This is a genomic window from Bacillus sp. JJ634 (genome assembly GCF_036962285.1).
In the GTDB taxonomy this organism is placed as follows: domain Bacteria; phylum Bacillota; class Bacilli; order Bacillales; family DSM-1321; genus Peribacillus; species Peribacillus asahii_A.
The window spans coordinates 21,016-41,888 of sequence record NZ_JBALMU010000035.1; the positions used below are offsets into that span (position 1 = coordinate 21,016).

Here is a 20,873-nt window from a genome sequence, read left to right on the forward strand (position 1 = left end):
TTTACGTACTAATCAGCTTCGGCAAAAAGATGACAATTCCAACAATCACAGAGAATATAGCATATAATAAGACAGCCCCGGCTGCCATATCCTTTGCTTGACGTGCTAGCGGATGATACTCTTCTGTCACTAAATCGACTACTCGTTCAAGCGCCGAATTGACTAGTTCAAGCACAATAGTCCCCGTAACGGCAATCAGAACAAAGAGCCATTCTATCCAATTAAGTGAAACATACGCTCCCAATAAAATGACCACTACTGTCATCATACTATGAATTCGAATGTTTCGCTCTGTTTTAACACCTTCCCAAATCCCTCTTAGAGCAAAATAAAAGCTCTTGACGAAAGGATATTTACGCTTCTCTCGATAGCCCGTACTCATCTAGGATATCCTTTTGTTTTGTAAACATGACCCGCTCATCACTTTCGGTCATATGATCATAGCCGAGCAAATGCAAAAAGCCATGCAAAGCTAAAAAGCCTAGTTCGCGATCAAAAGAATGCCCGTACTCCTCCGCCTGCTCTTTCGTACGCTCAATAGAGATAATAATATCTCCAAGAACCCTAGGCATATCCGCACCAATAATTTCAATCTCTTCTTCTCCCATTTCTTCAAGTGCAAAAGAAATGACATCCGTTGCTGCATCTTTATTACGGTACTCTTTATTAATTTCCTGGATTCTAGCATTATCGACAAACGTAACGGAAAGCTCTGTCCCCTCCTCAATATCTTCCTTTTCAGCGGCAAACTGCAAAACACTTTCTACCAGCTTTTGCACTTCTTCGGAAATTTCATTTGTTTCATCGATAAAATCAAGCTCTAATCTCATGCTTCCACCTTCTGTTCTAATTTATTAAACTCAGGATACTCAATGCGCGAATGAAAAATCCCATTTAACGATTCACAGAGTGAAGATTTCACAATACTTAACTCCTTCATCGTAATATCACATTCATCAAATTGGTGATCTTGAATACGATCATTAATAATTTGAATAACGAGCTCTTCAATCTTTTCCGGAGTCGGCTGCTGCATCGACCTTACGGCAGCCTCCACGCTGTCGGCAATGCCAATCACGGCGACTTCCTTCGTTTGCGCTTTCGGGCCGGGATAACGATACTCTGATTCCTGTACTGTCTCATCTTGTTTTAACGCTTTATAATAAAAGAACTTTAATAAAGTTGTACCATGATGCTGTTCGGCAATATCAATAATTTCCTTAGGAAACTTATGCTTTCGCAACAAATCACCGCCATCACTTGCATGCGCAATAATAATATCCCTGCTTGTTCTCGGCGGCAACTGATCATGCGGATTGCTTCCCGTGATTTGATTTTCAATAAAGAACTGAGGTCGTTTTGTTTTACCAATATCGTGATAGTAACAACCTACCCGGGCAAGTAAACCGTTCGCCCCAATTGCTTCACAAGCAGACTCCGCCAAATTAGCTACCATAACGCTATGATGGTAGGTTCCCGGTGATTCCGTCAAAATCTTTCGAAGCAATGGATGATTAGGATTAGATAACTCTAGTAACTTAATTGTCGATAATACACCGAAGCCGGCTTCAAAAAATGGTAACAGCCCCATCGTTAAAACAGCTGAACTAAGGCCAGATACAATGGCTGCAATACTATAATATACATACTCCATTTTTGAATAATGCCCATCCATAATAAATAACAAGGAGAATAAAAACGCCACATTCACTAACGACAATAGACTACCTGCTGATAACACTTTTGTTTTAAAATTATCACGAGATAAAATAATAATCGCGGCGAAACCGCTAAACATAATGTATAATCCCATCGAATAATCTAAATTACTCGGAGTTTCTCCATTAAAAACAATCGTTCCATATGAACTTAGTAAAAGCGTCATTGCTACAGACAAACGATCATTTAAGAGCATTTTACTAATCATCGCTGCCATTGCTCCCGGAAAGAAATACACTAAATCCGCATGTTGAAAATCAGCAAGTATACTAAAGATTTTCATCATCGATAAAGCGATGACAAAGACAAGACTAAAAATCAACAGCTGATTATGCTGCTGTTCCTTCTTTGAAGCGGAAGAATAAAAGAAATAATAAAAGGCTATCAAAGTTAGCACAATAAATAATAATAAACCCAGATATGGATATATCGTTTTTTCCGTATTTAAAAACCCAGCTAATTCAAGTTGACGATAAATTTCACGATCAACAAGCTGTTCTTCCTTTACAATAACTTGCCCTTGAAGAATACGCACCGGCTCCACATTTTCAACCGCTTTTGTTCGCTGTTCTTCCGTTTTTTCGTTATCAAAAAATACATTTTGAATAATAGCCGAACGAGCTAACGAAATAGCAGCCTTCTTCATATCATTGCTAATACTTGTATAGCGCAATTCCTCTTCAGCTCGTTTTTTGGCATTCTCTACATCGCCCGCTGCAATTCTTGAACTCATCACATTATTAACAGCTGTAATCGTTAAATCTTTTGTAATGTTTAATTCGTCCTCATCTGCTTGAACTAATGCTAAAAAAACAGATTCCTCAATGTCTTTATTCACTTCATCTGTCAGCTTTTCTTTTAAAATGGAAACCTTCTGTGCATCCGTCTTAGCAATAGCTTTCTCGTCTTCCTGTAATGCCTCTTCGCTCGTTTCCTCATGCACTTCAATCGCCGAGTCAAAAATCGAAGCAATTAAATCAACCTTATTCTTGGCATACTCTTTTTTCAGGGTATATACATCAGCCACTTGCTTTAAAACTTCTTCTTTTTCTTGTTCTGTTTTATATGTATCTTCAACCGTTTTAGTCGCACGAATTGTTTGTTCAGCTGGTTTAAAAAGCTCGATATGAATCTTCTCAGGTTTCACATTAGAATACATTAATGCATAAGCAAACGTACCAACCACAATAAATAATAACACTTGAAACAGCCGATGGACCATTAGCTCTTTTAATTTTGCAAAAAACTTCTGAATCTGACTCAAAGAAGACTCTCCTTTCAAGAAAAAACATACTTTTGATGTGCGGATTCATAATGAAGTAATAAGTTATGTAAAATGATAACAGTTTTTCATCAAAGTTTCACCTTCGTTTAAAAAATCCGCCAGTTTCACATGGCGGATTGCTTTGGTCTATTCATTCGCCTGCTCGTATGCGGTAATAATTCGTGCAACAAGCGGGTGCCTCACTACATCACTTTGCTCTAAATATATAAAAGTTAAACCTTTAACATTTTTTAAAATCTCTTCTACCCGAATCAAACCGGATTTTATACCTTTTGGTAAATCAATTTGACTTCGATCACCTGTAATAATCATTTTAGAACCAAAGCCAAGACGAGTTAAAAACATTTTCATTTGCGCTTCTGTTGTATTTTGCGCTTCGTCCAAAATGACAAATGCATCATCTAATGTACGTCCACGCATATAGGCAAGCGGCGCAATTTCAATTGTACCTCGTTCAATCATTCTTTGCGTTTGCTCTACTCCTAATAAGTCATGCAGAGCATCATATAATGGACGTAAATACGGATCAACTTTCTCCTTTAAATCGCCTGGTAAGAAGCCTAAGCTTTCCCCAGCTTCAACAGCTGGCCTTGTTAAAATAATTCGCTTAACCCGTCCGTCTTTTAATGCATTGATAGCCATCACAACAGCAAGATACGTTTTTCCCGTTCCCGCAGGACCGATGCCAAACACTAAATCTTGTCTTTTAATCGCTTGGATATAATGTCTTTGACCAATTGTTTTAACACGGATCGATTTCCCTCTTGCTGTCTTCGCTATTTCTTCTTCATATAAATCACGAAAATACTCTAATGTTCCTTTTTTAGCCAGTTCAATCGCATATACAACATCACGAGAGTTAATAGTGATTCCTTTACGTACAACAGATAACAGCGCCTTTAAAATATCCTGAGCCATTTCAGCTTCTTCAAGGCTCCCTGCCACACAGATTGCTTCACCGCGTGTGATGACAGAAACGTGCAGCTCCTCTTCGAGTACTTTTACATTCGAATCAGCATTCCCTAATAGAGCATAAGCTTCATTCGTTGATTCAAGTTCTAAGTTTAATACTTTTACATCTTCTGACATTCGTTAGTCTCCTTGAATGATTGATTGTCCTGTCGCTATATCTTCTATAACTTGGTAATGTATCGATAATTTAACTTTACCATTCTCTATCGATTCATGCAAAATTTTTTCGCCAATGATTTCCGCATCCTCTTCTACTCGTTTTCCAAGATTACCCCTTGCCATTTTCTTTCCTTCTGCAACAGCTTCCTTCTTGGTATAGACTCGCTTTATTTCCTCCTTACTTCTCCATGTCTTCTCTTTATAACTCACCGGTAATTTCCACTGTAAAAAGTACAACGGCCGGATCGTTACTTCCTCTTCATAATCCGAATAGTCTGGTTTTATAAATCCCCAAATCGGGATAGATACATTCCAAAATTTTAAATAATGTTTCGTTTTTTCATCACCATTATAGACTGAAAATTTCGTTTCGAGCGGCACTTCCACCTTCGCTTTATACCATGTTTGTCCCTTAATAACGCCTTTTGCTGGCACAATTTCTGGTTTCTCTTCTGTACCGATAATACCTGAAACAAGCAGTTGTCCCTTTCCGACGTAATCATTCACTTTAACAATCGATTTTCCTTTTTCAACAAACATCTCAGTAATGATTGCCTTTTTCTTGGAAACAAGATGCTGTGGCGATGTCGCTTCCACCTTTTTCGGTTGTTGTTTCTCAACGACTTGAAAATGAAAGGTCGTCCCTTTTAATTCCACACCAACCCATGTTAACTCCTCGATTTCATCTGATAGTTTACGCTGAATCGTATCCACATCATCAAGGTAGAACTGCAGCTTTCCTACTTTCACGCCCATCCTCTCTAACTCTTTACGAATCGCATGCTCCGTTTCAGGCTTAGCATTGTGGACTTCAATGCCCCAGACCATATTAGAGAGAATAAAAATAGAAAACAAAAAAGCAAATAAGCCTACTAAAAAACCACTATTCTTTAAAACTCGCTTCCATAAGAACGGGACACCCTTTCCGTGTAAAAAGGTAACCTTGCAATCACTTTTGCGAACGATTTGACGTAGCTTTGGAATATCGCTTATCTCCATATAAAAAACAAGGGCCTCAGTGCCTATGCGCTTGACATCCCACACATGAAGCCCTCTTCTTGTTAAGCTATTAATCAAACGTTCTGTCCCTCTCCCGAATGCTTTTACTTTTACATAGCCTGTATAATAGTTTGTCCATTGGTTTTTCATCGGTACCTCCCAGGACTCATTCATTAATAAAAAGAACTTGCTCAATCTGACCTTCGAGCATAATCTCTTCAGGTAAAATCGTTTTTATAACAAAGGCTGAGCCTTTAATTAACAGTTGACCATGTTTAAGCATCAGCCTTACTTCACGATCAGTAAAAGCTAACAATCCCCGATGGTTTTCAATATAAATATGCAATTGTCCAATCATCGTGATTCGTGGAAGGTCCATTATGACATCTTCTGGAAGGTCTGCTTTTTTGACAATGAGCTGTTTTAATTGTTGCCCCCATTTACGCGCCATAAAAAAAGAACCCCCTTTCATCTCAAATGTATGAGATTATTTATCAATATATGTATAAACATTTGTGATTTCAACAGACCGTATCAGCACGGATAATTATTACACTCAATATGCGGAAAAGGTATTAGCAGACAATGGCGTTTACATTCTGATACCGGAGAAGTCCTATGACTTTAACGATGATGATAGATTGATGTTTGTTATGTGGAGTGTATAGCTTCTTAAGAAATACGTTTGATTGCTAAACGTTAAAAAAGAGGTAAACGTGAAGATGCTAAGCGTGGTGAATGAGGGCAGGGTGTCCCTTCGCTTGGATATACAATAGAAAAGAACAAGAAGCTTGAAATCATTAAACGGAAATTAAAACATCCATTTAGCTGAAGCCCCGCTCATTTAATAAAAAGCTGAATTGAAAAGATGATAGCATTAACAAGAAGGTAAGCCACGATTATCGCTTACCTTCTCAAAACAATGTGGAATTAGACAATTCTGAGAACACTTAATGCCTATGCTAAAATCGGCATTCTTAATGAGGGTTTTAACTTGGCATTTATCTTATTGATTAAAAAGAAAGCTTTAATCAATAAAGAAAGCAAAATTGATAATAAGCTTTTAAGTGAAGTATTCAAAATATATCCCTCCACATTCGAATTTAGCGTTAAAGATAACACTATATGTATTGTTCCCCAAAAGACGAAAAGATTACTGTTCTATTATTCCAGTTCTATCTTCCATTTGTGGCGGCTCTTCAAACCATCCATGTTTAATCTTAATTTCAATTCCTTCTTGTCCGTATAAAAATATATCTTTGGCGATTAATGTAGTTTTCATGCTTATATCATTTCTTAAAGTAAAAAATGTCCCAAAACTATTTCCTACAATACTGAATCCATTGAGAAGGAAGATACAGTGCATCATAAGTTTATCTGAAAATGGAGCGACTGTTGAAGTGGTTACCATGCTTCCAGATGTAGCAGAAAAATGAACATCACTCTCTAAAAGAATATCCTCAACTATTTTGATTTGTTTCTTACAAAGGTCAATTCCTTTTACAAAATATCGTTTAACATCTTTGTTCTCTGCACATTGGGCAAAACCAGTAATTAGCTGCATTCCAATATTATTTGACTCTATTGCTTGATGAAGAATACCAATTTCAAGCGTATTCAAAGGTCTTTTGTGACCAAATGGATTAAATCCACTCATATAACTTTTGTTTTTAATAAATTCAACTGATTTTGGCATCGTCACTTTGGGTGGAAGAGAGAGAATCCCTTTTTGAAGCAAATAAAGGGTAGCTAGCTTATAAATTTTTTGAGTAACTACCGTTAGACCTTCATAAATAGCCATTACTTGGTTGTTATAAGCCATATTCATATTCATTGTATACATAGCCATGCTAACTTCTTTTAAAATCCGAAGAAACATAATGTCAAATCCATTGTCGTATAATTTTGGTGCGTCTAGGTTCACATCCCCTTTTGTAAACCCTATAGGTTTTACAATTCCTTGTTCTTCAAATAGTTTTTCCATTTCTAAAACATAAAAATTAAGTTCTTGCCATAAGCCTCCCAAAAGATTCCTACCTTCTTGTTCGTCTGATTTCTCGATAAAGTATTCTAATATTCTCATAATAAGGGTTTTCTCTTCGTAGGTGAGCCAAAGTGTACCCACCTCTGATGCACTTAAAGGATTGGTTAAAGCCAAAATCCCTTCCTCCTTTTTCTCTTTCCCCTAATTATGTACTCTAGGCTTATGCATTATACTCTAACATCATTGGATTTGAGACGTATATCCTCTCGATTTTCAATAAAGCATTTATAAGTCATTAGTCAATGATTTCTCACACATTAATATTGAACCTATTAAAGAGGACCCTATTACATCTGAATTTAAGCAGGCTTATAAACAATGGAGAGCAGGAGAAATTACTACAGTTGAAGCAATGAGGAAATCAAATATAACAAATGCTCATTCTATTGTAGAGTTAGGAATATGAAGCAAGCTAAGGGACTCTTCAAGCGGTCTGTATTCTTTTGCATTGAACTACCCCCACCTACTCCACTACGTTTCGTTGAGGAGGAGGATTCCTGCCTATTTTTTGATAAAAATGGAAAAGGCGAGGTTTAAACTCCACCTCACCGAGACCACTTCCATTCAATTGTAATCATGCCTGTTAATTAAATGAGCCAAAAATCAACAGTATCATAAGCTTAAAAATTACTAACGACGAGATTGACGCAAGCTTCGCGTCGCTCTTGGGGGCCCAAGCACCTCAGACATAATAATACCATTGATTAATTCTTGTTTCCCAAATGAAAGCTCCTTATGATACACAGGGCTTCGATTATCTGAAATGACCTTCGCAGCAGCAGAAGCAATAGACGGTGTAGAAATAGCCGTTTCGGATTCCCTTTCTCGCTTCTGTTGTTCCTCATATGCCTGTTGCAGACGCTTTAAGTCAGCAATTCTTCTTTCATCTTCTTCCTGTATTTCTACAGATTCAGTAGACTGAACTGGCTTTGCTTCTTGAATAGGCTTTGCAGTTGGCTTCTCTTCCTGTATCTCTTGAATCACTTCTTGCCACTTCTTCTTCGGTGCTTCAGGTTGACGCGGTGAAGTTCGATTCGGCTCTTTCTTTTTCTTAAACATCGAAGAGAGGATACCAATTAAAATAATCAGTAGAAATGGATTCTCGAATAAAAACTCGAACATTTACACTCCTCCATTTCCCCTATTATGTTTCTTTTTGATCTTTAGAAATATTGCTAATTGAATCGCGCATGCTTGTATCAGCTGTGATATTTTGGATATTCATATAATCCATCACACCAAGATTTCCTGTTTTTAATGCTTCTGCCATCGCAAGCGGTACTTCCGCTTCAGATTCTACTACCTTCGCTCTCATTTCCTGAACCCGAGCAACCATTTCTTGTTCTAAGGCTACAGCCATCGCACGACGTTCTTCGGCCTTCGCTTGAGCGATTTTTTTATCCGCCTCCGCTTGGTCTGTTTGAAGAATCGCCCCGATATTTTTTCCGATATCTACATCCGCGATATCAATCGATAAGATTTCAAACGCTGTACCAGCGTCTAACCCTTTAGTTAAAACCGTTCTCGAAATTAAATCCGGGTTTTCCAACACTTTTTTATGATTGTCAGATGAACCGATTGTTGAAACAATCCCTTCACCAACACGGGCAATAATCGTTTCTTCACCAGCACCACCGACTAAGCGCTCAATATTCGCTCGAACAGTAATTCTTGCTTTTGCTTTTACCTCAATTCCATCCATCGCAACACCAGAAATAAATGGCGTTTCAATCACTTTTGGGTTAACGCTCATTTGCACAGCTTCTAATACATCACGGCCTGCAAGATCAATGGCTGCACCTCGTTCAAAAGGCAATACGATATTTGCACGTTCAGCAGCAATTAACGCATTCACGACTCGGTCTACATTCCCACCAGCTAAATAATGACTTTCTAATTGATTCGTCTTTACTCCAAGACCTGCCTTGTGTGCTTTAATTAACGGATTCACAACACGGCTTGGAATAACGCGACGCAACCTCATCCCAATCAATGTAAAAATACTCACTTTAACACCAGCTGCTAAAGCTGAAATCCAAAGCATCACTGGTACAAATGTAAAAAATACAGCCAATACCACAATAATTGCAATAACAGCCACGATTAAAAAGATTGTATCTGCTCCTAACACTATTTCATCCTCCTCTGCGTTCTTTAATTTTCCGGAACTTCTCGAACGACAATTCGAGACCCTTCTACTTTCACCACTTTAACACTAGAACCTTTTAAAATAAAACTTCCCTCAGACACGACATCTAGTCTTTCTTCATTGACAATTGCCGTACCAGCAGGCCTTAAATCAGTTACCGCTTTCCCTTGCATCCCAATCAATTCTGTTCGATTCGGATTACTTACATACCCTTGTTCCGTGTTCGTTGAATCAGTTAATATCATTTTTCTAAAAAATTTCATCTTTTTTCCAAACACCTTTACTAATAGAATGGATAAACAAATAGACACTGTCAGCGCAATTAACAACGAAATTGTTATATGGACTGGATCACTCGCTGCTAAAAATAAGCTTCCAACAACCGCAGTAAGGCCTAATAAACCCGCAATCCCTCCTGGAATAAAGAATTCTAATATAACTAGAACTATACCAAGTATAAACAGCACAAGCGTTTCATAACCTGTTAGCCCGGCAACAAGATGTCCATAAAAGAACAAGACTAATGAAAGTACACCTATAAGCCCAGGAAAAATTAATCCTGGAGAAAATATCTCAATCACAATCCCTATACCAGCAAGCGTTAATAAAAGAGGGATAACATATGGATTCGTTAAAAAACGAGCAAGCTTTTCGGGGAAACTTTCTTCAAGTGAACGAATATCTGCATTCTCTATTTCTAGTATACTATACAGTTCCGCTTTCCCTGAAACCGTACCCTCACTATATCCAGCCTTTTTTGCTTGTTTAGCTGTGAAGGTTAACAGTTTTCCCTTCTCGGCTCCATACTCCGGCAAATCAATATTTTCGTCCGCCATCGCTTTTGCATAGATTGGGTCGCGTCCATTTTGTTCAGCAGCTGTAGCCATAGCCGCTAACCAATATGATTGCGCTTTCTTGTCCGCTGCATTCCCAGCTGAATCAATCACAGCAGCTGACCCCATTGTCGCACTTGGCACCATATAAATTTCATCCGCACTTAGCGAGATATACGCCCCAGCAGATAAAGCACGATTATTCACATAAGCAACCGTCTTGACTGATGTATCTGTTAATAATTTTGCAATTTTCCCAGCAGCATCGACCGCACCACCTGGCGTATTCACTTCAAAAATAACAAGATCCGCCTGAGCTGACTCCGCTGTATCTAAAGCTCTCTCTAAAAAAGCAGCCAAGCCTTTCTCAACGGTTGCTTCCACTGGCACAACATACACGACCTTATCTTTTGCAGATGCAAAGGGCACTAGTAAAAATATCATAAGACAAAAAAGAAAAACAACACGCCAACTTCTCAACGAGACTCCTCCTTTCCCGTTTTTTAAATTTCTATACTTAACAGTACGATTCACTTTTAAAAAAGTTTCAGATAAAGTTTCAAAATATAAAGTTTTTCGAGATCACCAAACAAATCAGAAGAATTTCTTTAAAGAAGCGTTCCTCAAGTTTGGCCTATATACAGCAAAAAACCACAGGCATACGCCTGCGGCTTAGGTTTTGAGTTTAAGATAGATGTTGTTGTACTAATTTATTAACCAGAGAACCATCTGCTTTGCCTTTTACTTTAGGCATTAAAGCACTCATAACTCTCCCCATATCTGCTTTAGATGTGGCATTTACTTCTTCAATTGTTTGTTTAACAATTGAAGATATTTCTTCTGCTGAAAGTTGCTCCGGCATATATGCCTCAACGTAACCTATTTCGATACGGATTTTATCCACGAGATCGGTACGATCTGCATTTGCAAACTCATTGAGGGAGTCTTTGCGTTGTTTTAATTCGCGAGAGAGCACTGTCAATTCTTCTTCTTCTGTTAATTCTTGTCTTAGCTTTAACGCTTCATTTTGAAGCGAAGCTTTTAACATGCGAATAACAGAGAGTTTGTCCTTTTCTTTGTTCTTCATCGCTTGTTTCATATCATTATTTAAACGCTCGAGAAGACTCATCATTCCACCCTCTCTTAGAATTTACGTTTTCTTGCAGCTTCAGACTTTTTCTTACGTTTTACGCTTGGCTTTTCATAAAATTCACGCTTTCTAGCTTCCTGAAGCGATCCTGATTTAGATACAGTACGTTTGAAACGACGAAGAGCATCTTCAAGCGATTCGTTTTTACGAACAACGGTTTTAGACATCTCTTTCCCTCCCTCCGAAAACAACACACTAACTTATATTCGCAACATGTTATACATGTACTAAACAATTATAATATATCATTTTTAACAGGTCAACCAATAAAACAAAACTTATTTCAAAAGCGCCAACGGAACTTAAATAGACCGCTATGCATCTTTTTAAATTTTTCCTATTTAGAAGTTATTTCCTCATTTACTTAGCCATAACATGATAAGGAGGTGGAGGCATGTACAATTTATTTTTATTTCTTTTATTTATTGGAATCTTCTTAGCTGGAATGGCTGTACTTCGAATGGGTTTATTCCACTTATCCGGAGAAGCCTTACAAGCTCTCTTATTAAAACTAACAAATAAACCGTGGAAAGGATTTCTTACTGGAATCGGCTTTACCGGATTGTTACAAAGCAGTTCCGCTGTAATGGTCATGACGGTCGGCTTCGTATCCGCTGGCAGCTTAACGTTCCCACAAACAATCGGCATTATCCTTGGGACAAACATTGGTTCAACCTTCATTACAGAGTTTTTAACATTCTCTCTAGATTCCCTCATCATTCCTGGCCTTATTTGTGGAGCCTGTTTAACGTGTATTCCTCATCTTGTCTTACGAAGCAGCGGAATTGCCTTCATCGGCCTAAGTGCCATATTTGCGGCCATGAGCGGCTTTAAATATTTATCTTCACCGATTGCAAGCTATCCAATTGTTCAAACTCTCCTAATAGAGATGAAGGAGCATTGGATTATCGGTTTATTAGTGGGGATTGTGTTAACAGCTTGCATTCATTCTAGCTCAGCCGTTATCGGCATGGCGATGAGCTTTTTAGCAAGCGGGGAGCTATCCGTTTCCTCAGCCATTATTATTATGCTCGGCTCGAATATTGGTACATGCATTACCGGCTACATGGCCAGCATCGGTTCAGGTAAAGAAGCATCCTTCACCGCCTATGCTCATATATGGCTAAATGTCTTAGGTGTTTTTGCCTTTCTTCCATTAGTTAATCAATTAGAACAACTTGCTGCCTATTTTACAACAGATCCAGCAACACAGCTTGCTCATGCTAGCGTCCTATTTAATGTTATAACCTCTGTGATTGTACTTCCTTTTGCTAAACATTTTGCAAAATTTATTTTATTTTTACATCACCGTTAACAATTTATTCTAAAGAATTCATCTTGAGATTTTTAATGAATTCTTTATGATTTCTTTACTTATTTGTAGTAGTTCTTTTTTTATTTTCCCATTAAAATGCAGATAACATCGCATACATTTCAACTGGAAAAGGAGCCACAAACCCTAAGGTGCAGTTGTTTCTTGACTTCACTGGCTGAGCAAATTGCGACATCGGGAGACTAGACACTTACGTTCAGGTCGAGACATTCACCCCAATTTACAAAGATTTCACAATCTCCTGTTAAAAAGAAAGAGGAGAAGAGACCGTTAACACTCTCTTCTCCTTTTTTATATGACATTCAAAAAACACACTCACTTAGTAATCCGTTTCAGCTGTTAATCCATTCACAATAGCGACACCGGCACTTGCGCCAATACGCGTTGCCCCTGCTGCAATGACATCCTGAGCATCCTTTGTATTCCGAACGCCGCCTGATGCTTTAACACCAATATCAGGCCCTACAGTCGCTCTCATTAAAGCGACATCCTCAACAGTTGCTCCACCTGTTGAAAACCCTGTCGATGTTTTAACAAAATCGATTCCTGCTTTTACCGCAAGCTCACACGCGCGTACTTTTTCTTCTTTTGTTAATAGCGATGTTTCAATAATTGCTTTCGTTAGCGCTTTGCCTTTCGCCGCATCTACAACAGCACGGATATCACGTTCAACTAATTCATCATTTTGGTCTTTTAACGCCCCAATATTAATGACCATGTCCACTTCTTGTGCACCATTTTCAATAGCATTTACTGTTTCAAAAACCTTTACTTCCGGCGTATTGGCACCTAATGGAAAGCCAATTACCGTACATACCTTTACAGTTGAACCTTGAAGCAGCTCACTTGAATACTTTACCCAAGTAGGATTCACGCAAACAGAAGCAAACTTATATTCTTTTGCTTCTTTACATAATACTTCTATTTGTTCTTTTGTAGCATCTGCTTTTAATAGTGTATGATCAATAAGACTGGCTATTTCAACCGTCATAGGTGATTCTCCTTTCAAATAAAGAGACTTTGTTATACTATCTTTTATCATAACATACTTCAGTTATTTAGAAGATATACACTTAATTGAGATAACTTTCTTGAGGCTGCTAATCATGAAAACAGAGAAAACTCTACTAATAAAAAGACAGCGAAAAATCGCTGTCTTACCCATTTACCACTTGTTGAATTGGAAATTCTTTCATAACTGTTACGAATTGTCCTTCATTATATGGATAGCCGGCTTTCGTAATTTTCACTTTCACAATTTGTCCAACCATTTCTTCTGTTGCTTCAAACTGAACTTTTAAATAGTTGTCTGTATATCCTTCAAACAAACCGTTTTCTAGCTGTTCTTCAGGAATCACTTCAAGCACTTCTCCTTCAAACTGCGATGCATATTCTTTAGCTAGTTGATTCGAAAGCTCTATGAGACGATGTACTCGTTCATTTTTGATTTCTTCATCCACTTGATTATCCATTCTTGCTGCTGGAGTACCTGTTCGCTTTGAATATGGGAAAACGTGAAGCTCAGAAAATTTATGCTCTTTAATAAAGTTATATGTGTCCATAAACTCTTCTTCTGTTTCACCTGGGAAGCCTACAATAACATCAGATGTTACCGCAAGATTAGGTAAGGCTTTTTTCAGCTTTACTAAGCGGTCTGCAAAGAATTCCATTGTATATTTACGTCTCATTCGTTTCAATACTGTATCAGAACCAGATTGAATCGGAATATGCAAATGGTTTACAACTTTTTTCGAATTCGCTAACACTTCAATTACTTCATCTGTAATTTGACTTGCTTCAATAGAAGAAATACGAATACGTTTTAACCCTTCTACTTGTTCTTCTAATTCACGTAAAAGCATGGCTAAGTTATAGTCTTTCATATCTTCACCATAACCGCCTGTATGAATCCCTGTTAAGACGATTTCTTTATACCCTGCCTTAACAAGCTGTTGTGCTTGATGAATAACTTCTTTTGGATCGCGTGAACGCATTAAACCGCGCGCCCAAGGAATAATACAAAATGTACAGAAGTTATTGCAGCCCTCTTGAATTTTCAACGATGCACGTGTACGATCTGTGAATGCCGGCACATCCAATTCTTCGTACACACGATTTTTCATAATATTACCGACTGCATTAATCGGCTTACGTTCTTCTTTATATTGTTCAATATAGTCAAGCATCTTCACACGATCTTGAGTACCTACTACAATATCTACACCTGGAATGGCCATAATTTCAGCTGGAGACGTTTGCGCATAACAGCCTGTTACAGCAATGACTGCGTCTGGATTTTTACGAACGGCGCGACGAATTACTTGGCGACTTTTCTTATCCCCTGTATTCGTAACCGTACATGTGTTAATAACATATACGTCTGCCATGCTTTCAAACTCAACCCGTTCATAGCCTGCTGATTTAAATAATTGCCAAATGGCTTCTGTTTCATAATGGTTTACTTTACATCCTAATGTATGAAAAGCGACCGAAGACATTTTCATCACCTCAATAATTCTACATGATAAGAAACAGCAGCAAGAGCATACAATGGTGCTGTTTCTGTTCTTAAAATTCTTGGACCTAAACCGCAAGCAGCAAATCCTGCTTCACTTAGCTTCTCTACTTCCTCTGTAGTCAGTCCACCTTCAGGACCGAAAACAAAAAGAATAGACTGTCCTCGTTTTGCTTCCGTTAATACTTTCGCAAGCCTGGCTGTTTCACCACGTTTGGCTTCTTCTTCAAAAGCAATAAGTTTATAATCAAAGTTTTTCGCATACTGAATCAATTGCGAAACTGTCATTTGTTCTTTGACAGCAGGCAATACAGAGCGATGTGACTGTTCTGCTGCTTCTTTCGCAATCTTTTGCAAGCGTTCAATTTTTTTACTAGCCTTTTTGCTGTCCCATTTTACCACTGAACGAGCCGCAATAAAAGGGATAAACTCTAGGGCACCTAATTCGGTTCCTTTTTGAACAATATAGTCTAGCTTATCCCCTTTTGGCAGACCGCTCGCGATGGTTACGTGAATCGGTAATTCCTTTTCTTCATTCTTCCATTCTATAACAGCTCCAACGACTGCATCATTGGTAATTTCTGAAATTTCCGCAATAGCTGTTTGTCCATCTTTATTCACAACGATAATTTCTGCACCAGGCTCCATTCGCATGACTCGTGTAATATGATGATAATCATCACCTGTAATCATAATGTTCTGCTCATTAACTTGTTTATTTTCAAGGAAATATCGCTGCACACTCCAACACCTCTAACCCTTAAGAAAATGGCGCTGTTACAGCGCCACTTCCTCATATTATGCATTTCTTTTGGCAATAATTGCAACCCAGTCTTCCATTTGAATCGTTTCTTCAATCGTAAAACCTGATGTTACAATCGCTGCTTTCACATCATCTTTCTTAGGTTGAATAATTCCCGAGGCAATGAAATAACCGCCTGGCTTTACAACTTTTGCTACATCATCCGTAAAACGCATAATGACTTCTGCTAAAATATTGGCAACGACAATATCAGCTTGTTCTTCTACTCCATCTAACAAATTACCTTGTGAAACATGTACACGATCTTGTACTTTATTCAATTTCACATTAATATTCGCAGAACGAACCGCTACCTCATCTAAATCAAGTGCCTGAACTTGTTTAGCTTCTAACAATGCCGCGGCAATACTTAATACACCTGAACCTGTTCCAACATCAACTACTAAATCGCCTTTTTGCACTGTCCGCTCTAACGCTTGAATACACATAACCGTTGTTGGGTGCGTACCTGTACCAAAGGCCATACCTGGGTCTAGTTCGATAATCAGCTCATCACTGCTTACTGGTTCATATTCTTCCCATGTTGGAACAATCGTAAAACGCTCTGAAATTTTGACCGGATTATAGTACTTCTTCCAAGCAGTTGCCCATTGTTCTTCATTTACTTCACTAATTGAAATAGCATTTCGACCAAGATCGATATCAAATAAAAGCAAGTTATTAATCGCTAATTTAATCTCTTCAACTGTTTCACCTAAAAAGCTATTGACCGGCAAGTATGCTTTTACAAGCACACCTTCATCCGGATAATCAGCCGGATTCAGCTGGTAGATTTCACCAAAGACATTTTCCCGTTCTTTGATTAATTCTAGAGGATCTTCAATGACAACACCGCTTGCACCTGCCTCATGAAGAATATTCGAAACAGGTTCAACCGCTTCATTTGTTGTATGGATTGCAATTTCCGACCACTTCATATCTACCAACTCCCAATTCTATTACTCGCCTTTAAGGGCCCTTTTTAATTTCGAAAAGAAACCATCTTCTTGTTCATCTGGTGATTCACCGCTAATTTCGGAAAATTCACGAAGAAGCTGCTTTTGTTTTTCTGTTAATTTTTTCGGTGTTACGACTAGGATAACCACATGTTGATCGCCTTGCCCATACCCTCTTACATTTGAAACACCTTTTCCTTTTAAACGGAAACGAGTTCCTGTTTGTGTACCTGCTGGAACTTTTAATTTCACCTTACCATGTAAAGTCGGTACTTCTATTTCATCACCTAGTGCAGCTTGTGCAAATGTAATTGGCATTTCGCAGTAAATATCGTCTCCATCGCGCTCAAAAAATTCATGATCTCGAACATGGAAGACAACATATAAATCACCCGCTGGACCGCCGTTAACACCTGGCTCCCCTTGACCTGATACGCGAAGTTGTTGACCATCGTCGATTCCTGCTGGCACTTTAACTTGAATTTTTTTACGTTTTTTAATTTTACCTGTTCCGCTGCACGTCGTACATTTATTTGGAATATGTTTACCTGTTCCTCTACACACGTTACATGTTCGACGATTCACAACACGGCCAAAAGCAGTGTTTTGTTCTACATTAATTTGACCTGAGCCATGACATTGTGAACATGTCTCAACTTTCGTTCCTGGTTTAGCCCCCGTACCGCTACATGTACCACAGTTTTCTTCACGTGGAATTTCGATTTCCGTTTCTTTACCAAAAGCCGCTTCCTCGAAAGATAACGTCATCGTATATTGTAAATCGGCTCCTTGACGTGGAGCGTTAGGGTCACGTCGACGTCCGCCGCCGCCGCCAAAAAACGTGCTAAAAATATCTTCAAACCCGCCGAAACCACCAAAATCCTGACCTCCAAAGCCTTGATTAGGGTCCGTATGACCAAATTGGTCATAATGCGCTTTTTTCTGTTCATCGCTTAATACTTCATAAGCTTCCTTAATTTCCTTAAACTTATCCGCCGCATCTGGTTCCTTATTAATATCAGGATGATATTGTTTGGAGAGTTTTCGATACGCTTTTTTAATTTCGTCTTTCGATGCGCTTTTGGAAACACCAAGCACCTCGTAGTAATCGCGTTTACTCATAGTTTATCCACTCCCGATTCGTTTCACATAAATTTTATATTATCACTGATTCAAGCTGTAAAGCAATAAGAAAAGCGCAAGTGGCTCGAACAGCTCGTGAAGAAAATAGGAAGAGGCCCATAAAGGCGTTCTTTGCCTTTTGGTGACTCTTATCTTTTTCACAGCCTAGCCACCGGAGCTAGACAATAAGAAAAGCGTAACCGGCTTCATTCACTTTTCCGATTCAAAAAAAGCCAAAGTCAAGAAAACCTGACTTTGACTTTTTTCGTACACTTAGGCAAATGATACATTGCCTTTAGTAAAGCTTAATTATTTTTTATCGTCATCTTTAACTTCTGTAAATTCAGCATCTACCACATTGTCATCAGCAGGGTCTTGTGCTCCGCCCTCTTGAGCTGCTTGTTGCGCTTTTGCTGCTTCTTCATAAAGCTTCATTGTCAAGTTTTGAACGATTTCAGAAAGCGCGTCTTTTTTCGCACGGATTTCTTCTAATTCGTTTTTCTCGATTGCAGCTTTTAATTCATCTTTTGCTTCATTTGCTTTTGCAACTTCCGCTTCGTCCACTTTTCCTTCCAAGTCTTTTAATGTTTTTTCTGTTTGGAAGACAAGTTGGTCTGCTTCGTTACGAAGCTCTACTTCTTCTTTGCGTTTTTGATCGGCTTCAGCATTTTCTTCTGCTTCACGTACCATACGTTCGATTTCTTCATCAGATAAACCTGAAGATGATTTGATTGTGATTGTTTGCTCTTTGTTTGTACCAAGATCTTTCGCACGAACGCTTACGATACCATTTTTGTCGATATCAAATGATACTTCAATTTGCGGAATACCGCGTGGTGCTGGTGGAATGTCACTTAATTGGAAACGACCAAGTGTTTTGTTGTCGTTCGCCATTGGACGTTCCCCTTGAAGTACATGAATATCTACAGCTGTTTGGTTATCAGCAGCTGTTGAGAATACTTGTGATTTACTTGTTGGGATTGTTGTATTACGATCGATTAATTTTGTAAATACGCCGCCCATTGTTTCAATACCAAGAGAAAGTGGTGTTACGTCAAGAAGAACAACGTCTTTTACATCTCCTGTTAACACACCACCTTGAATTGCTGCACCCATTGCTACAACCTCATCAGGGTTTACACCCTTAGATGGCTCTTGACCTAATTCTTTTTTGATTGCTTCTTGTACAGCAGGGATACGTGTTGATCCACCAACAAGAATCACTTTATCGATTTCAGATGCAGAAAGACCAGCATCTTTTAATGCTTGACGAGTTGGTCCCATTGTACGCTCTACTAATCCAGCAGATAATTCATCGAATTTCGCTCTAGTTAACGTTACTTCTAAGTGAAGTGGACCAGCTTCTCCTGCTGTAATGAATGGTAATGAAATTTGTGTAGAAGCTACACCAGAAAGATCTTTCTTCGCTTTTTCAGCTGCATCTTTCAAGCGTTGAACAGCCATTTTGTCTTGAGAAAGATCGATTCCATTTTCCTTTTTAAATTCAGCTACTAAGTAGTCGATAATTACTTGGTCAAAATCATCCCCACCTAGACGGTTATCACCGGCAGTTGACTTAACTTCAAATACACCATCGCCAAGTTCCATGATAGATACGTCAAACGTACCGCCACCAAGGTCAAATACAAGAATGGTTTGATCTTCATCCGTTTTATCTAAACCATATGCAAGAGCAGCAGCTGTTGGCTCGTTAATAATACGTTCTACCTCAAGACCAGCAATTTGACCAGCATCTTTAGTTGCTTGGCGCTCAGCATCGTTAAAGTATGCAGGTACTGTAATAACCGCTTTCGTTACTTTTTCACCAAGATACTCTTCTGCATAAGATTTTAAATATTGAAGGATGATTGCAGATACTTCTTGCGGAGAGTATTCTTTTCCTTCAATTGTTACTTTATGGTTTGTACCCATATGACGTTTAATAGAGATAATCGTATTTGGGTTTGTAATTGCTTGACGTTTCGCTACTTCCCCAACTTGTCTTTCACCATTTTTAAATGAAACAACAGATGGAGTAGTACGGTTACCTTCTGGGTTTGGAATTACTTTCGGTTCTCCACCTTCGAGTACAGATACACATGAGTTTGTTGTACCTAAGTCAATACCAATAATCTTGCTCATTTTTATTACCTCCTACTATATGTAAGCGTTTATTCGTTTACTTTTACCATCGCTGGACGAATGACGCGGTCTTTCAGTTTATATCCTTTTTGGAACTCTTCTACAACAATATTAGAACCAAAGTTTTCATCCTGAACTTGCATAACAGCTTGGTGTAAGTGTGGATCAAACTCTTGACCGACAGCTTCAATCGCCTCAACGCCTTCTTTTTTCAACGCTTCAACAATTCCGTTATAAATCATTTCTACACCTTGAAGTAAAGACTTTGTTTGTTCATTGTCTGCTTCAATTTTTGTCGCTCTTTCAAAGTTATCAAGAGCTTGCAGTAAATCTGTAGCAAGACTTTGAACTCTATATTTTTGAGCCGCTTCCATATCTAACTTGGCACGACGGCGTGAATTATCAAAATCCGCTTGAAGACGAAGATAACGGTTATCCATTTCTTCAATCTTAGCTTCTAGTTCAGCGATTTTTTGTTGTGCAGCTTGAAGTTCATCTACTTCCGTTTCCTCGGGAGTTTGTTCTGCCTCTTCAGCAAAAACCCCCTCAACGACTGTTTCTTCAGCTGTTTCCTTTTCTATCGTTTGCTCATTATTTTTGTTTTCTGTCACAAATTTCACCTCCCTAAAAGAGTATTTACATGTTTCAAATCGCGCAATCATAGAGGGCACAAATCCCCTCTTGCCCTCTATC

General features: G+C 38.5%; 20 protein-coding genes. 1 reads left to right on the forward strand and 19 read right to left on the reverse strand.

The window, feature by feature from the left end:
- Window position 1 precedes the first annotated feature (1 nt).
- The 12 genes from V7068_RS06340 to rpsU form a co-directional block, all read right to left on the reverse strand.
- The gene (locus V7068_RS06340) at window positions 2-382 is read right to left on the reverse strand and encodes a diacylglycerol kinase family protein (RefSeq protein ID WP_499711603.1); all 381 of its coding nucleotides are present in this window, start codon (window positions 380-382) and stop codon (window positions 2-4) included.
- Window positions 354-830 carry an rRNA maturation RNase YbeY gene (gene ybeY, locus V7068_RS06345; RefSeq protein WP_499711605.1) on the reverse strand — a complete coding sequence of 159 codons (477 nt, stop codon included), beginning with the start codon at window positions 828-830 and terminating at the stop codon, window positions 354-356. Before ybeY ends, V7068_RS06340 begins: the two co-directional genes overlap by 29 nt.
- A complete protein-coding gene (locus tag V7068_RS06350; RefSeq protein WP_499711607.1) occupies window positions 827-2,983 on the reverse strand; it encodes an HD family phosphohydrolase in 2,157 nt (718 codons plus the stop codon). The genes ybeY and V7068_RS06350 overlap by 4 nt, the downstream gene beginning before the upstream one ends.
- A 147-nt stretch (window positions 2,984-3,130) precedes the next feature.
- Window positions 3,131-4,093: a PhoH family protein gene (locus V7068_RS06355; protein ID WP_499711609.1), complete on the reverse strand. Its 963-nt coding sequence runs from the start codon at window positions 4,091-4,093 to the stop codon at window positions 3,131-3,133.
- A gap of 3 nt (window positions 4,094-4,096) precedes the next feature.
- Window positions 4,097-5,284 carry a sporulation protein YqfD gene (gene yqfD, locus V7068_RS06360; protein WP_499711611.1) on the reverse strand — a complete coding sequence of 396 codons (1,188 nt, stop codon included), beginning with the start codon at window positions 5,282-5,284 and terminating at the stop codon, window positions 4,097-4,099.
- 16 nt (window positions 5,285-5,300) lie between these two features.
- Entirely contained in the window at window positions 5,301-5,585 is a 285-nt protein-coding gene (yqfC, locus tag V7068_RS06365; protein WP_127761410.1) for a sporulation protein YqfC, read from the reverse strand.
- 702 nt (window positions 5,586-6,287) lie between these two features.
- Window positions 6,288-7,292 (reverse strand): DUF3231 family protein, encoded by a 1,005-nt coding sequence (locus V7068_RS06370; protein ID WP_499711614.1) that lies wholly within the window; start codon window positions 7,290-7,292, stop codon window positions 6,288-6,290.
- A 516-nt stretch (window positions 7,293-7,808) separates the two neighbouring features.
- Window positions 7,809-8,300 carry a YqfB family membrane protein gene (locus V7068_RS06375; RefSeq protein WP_499711616.1) on the reverse strand — a complete coding sequence of 164 codons (492 nt, stop codon included), beginning with the start codon at window positions 8,298-8,300 and terminating at the stop codon, window positions 7,809-7,811.
- A gap of 22 nt (window positions 8,301-8,322) precedes the next feature.
- Window positions 8,323-9,291, reverse strand: coding sequence for a flotillin-like protein FloA (gene floA, locus V7068_RS06380; RefSeq protein WP_180319852.1), 969 nt, complete (start codon window positions 9,289-9,291; stop codon window positions 8,323-8,325).
- Window positions 9,292-9,332: 41 nt separating this feature from the next.
- A complete protein-coding gene (locus V7068_RS06385) occupies window positions 9,333-10,604 on the reverse strand; it encodes an NfeD family protein (RefSeq protein WP_499711719.1) in 1,272 nt (423 codons plus the stop codon).
- 241 nt (window positions 10,605-10,845) lie between these two features.
- Window positions 10,846-11,289, reverse strand: a complete 444-nt coding sequence (locus V7068_RS06390) for a GatB/YqeY domain-containing protein (RefSeq protein ID WP_127762627.1) — start codon at window positions 11,287-11,289, stop codon at window positions 10,846-10,848.
- 14 nt (window positions 11,290-11,303) lie between these two features.
- Complete coding sequence (gene rpsU, locus V7068_RS06395; RefSeq protein ID WP_119115575.1) at window positions 11,304-11,477, reverse strand: 30S ribosomal protein S21; 174 nt, start codon at window positions 11,475-11,477, stop codon at window positions 11,304-11,306.
- Between the two features lie 227 nt (window positions 11,478-11,704).
- Between rpsU and V7068_RS06400 the strand changes: the two genes are divergently transcribed.
- A complete protein-coding gene (locus V7068_RS06400) occupies window positions 11,705-12,625 on the forward strand; it encodes a Na/Pi symporter (RefSeq protein ID WP_499711619.1) in 921 nt (306 codons plus the stop codon).
- A 337-nt stretch (window positions 12,626-12,962) separates the two neighbouring features.
- Here V7068_RS06400 and deoC read toward each other — a convergent pair whose 3' ends face one another.
- The 7 genes from deoC to grpE form a co-directional block, all read right to left on the reverse strand.
- Window positions 12,963-13,634: a deoxyribose-phosphate aldolase gene (gene deoC / locus V7068_RS06405; RefSeq protein WP_499711621.1), complete on the reverse strand. Its 672-nt coding sequence runs from the start codon at window positions 13,632-13,634 to the stop codon at window positions 12,963-12,965.
- Between the two features lie 166 nt (window positions 13,635-13,800).
- Complete coding sequence (gene mtaB / locus V7068_RS06410; protein WP_499711623.1) at window positions 13,801-15,141, reverse strand: tRNA (N(6)-L-threonylcarbamoyladenosine(37)-C(2))-methylthiotransferase MtaB; 1,341 nt, start codon at window positions 15,139-15,141, stop codon at window positions 13,801-13,803.
- Window positions 15,142-15,146: 5 nt separating this feature from the next.
- Window positions 15,147-15,899, reverse strand: coding sequence for a 16S rRNA (uracil(1498)-N(3))-methyltransferase (locus V7068_RS06415; RefSeq protein ID WP_499711625.1), 753 nt, complete (start codon window positions 15,897-15,899; stop codon window positions 15,147-15,149).
- A gap of 57 nt (window positions 15,900-15,956) precedes the next feature.
- Window positions 15,957-16,898, reverse strand: a complete 942-nt coding sequence (prmA, locus tag V7068_RS06420; protein WP_499711627.1) for a 50S ribosomal protein L11 methyltransferase — start codon at window positions 16,896-16,898, stop codon at window positions 15,957-15,959.
- 21 nt (window positions 16,899-16,919) lie between these two features.
- Window positions 16,920-18,038 (reverse strand): molecular chaperone DnaJ, encoded by a 1,119-nt coding sequence (gene dnaJ / locus V7068_RS06425; RefSeq protein WP_499711629.1) that lies wholly within the window; start codon window positions 18,036-18,038, stop codon window positions 16,920-16,922.
- A gap of 309 nt (window positions 18,039-18,347) precedes the next feature.
- On the reverse strand, window positions 18,348-20,180 hold the full coding sequence (gene dnaK / locus V7068_RS06430) for a molecular chaperone DnaK (protein WP_499711631.1): 1,833 nt from the start codon (window positions 20,178-20,180) through the stop codon (window positions 18,348-18,350).
- Between the two features lie 29 nt (window positions 20,181-20,209).
- The gene (grpE, locus tag V7068_RS06435) at window positions 20,210-20,791 is read right to left on the reverse strand and encodes a nucleotide exchange factor GrpE (RefSeq protein WP_499711633.1); all 582 of its coding nucleotides are present in this window, start codon (window positions 20,789-20,791) and stop codon (window positions 20,210-20,212) included.
- Window positions 20,792-20,873: the final 82 nt, after the last annotated feature.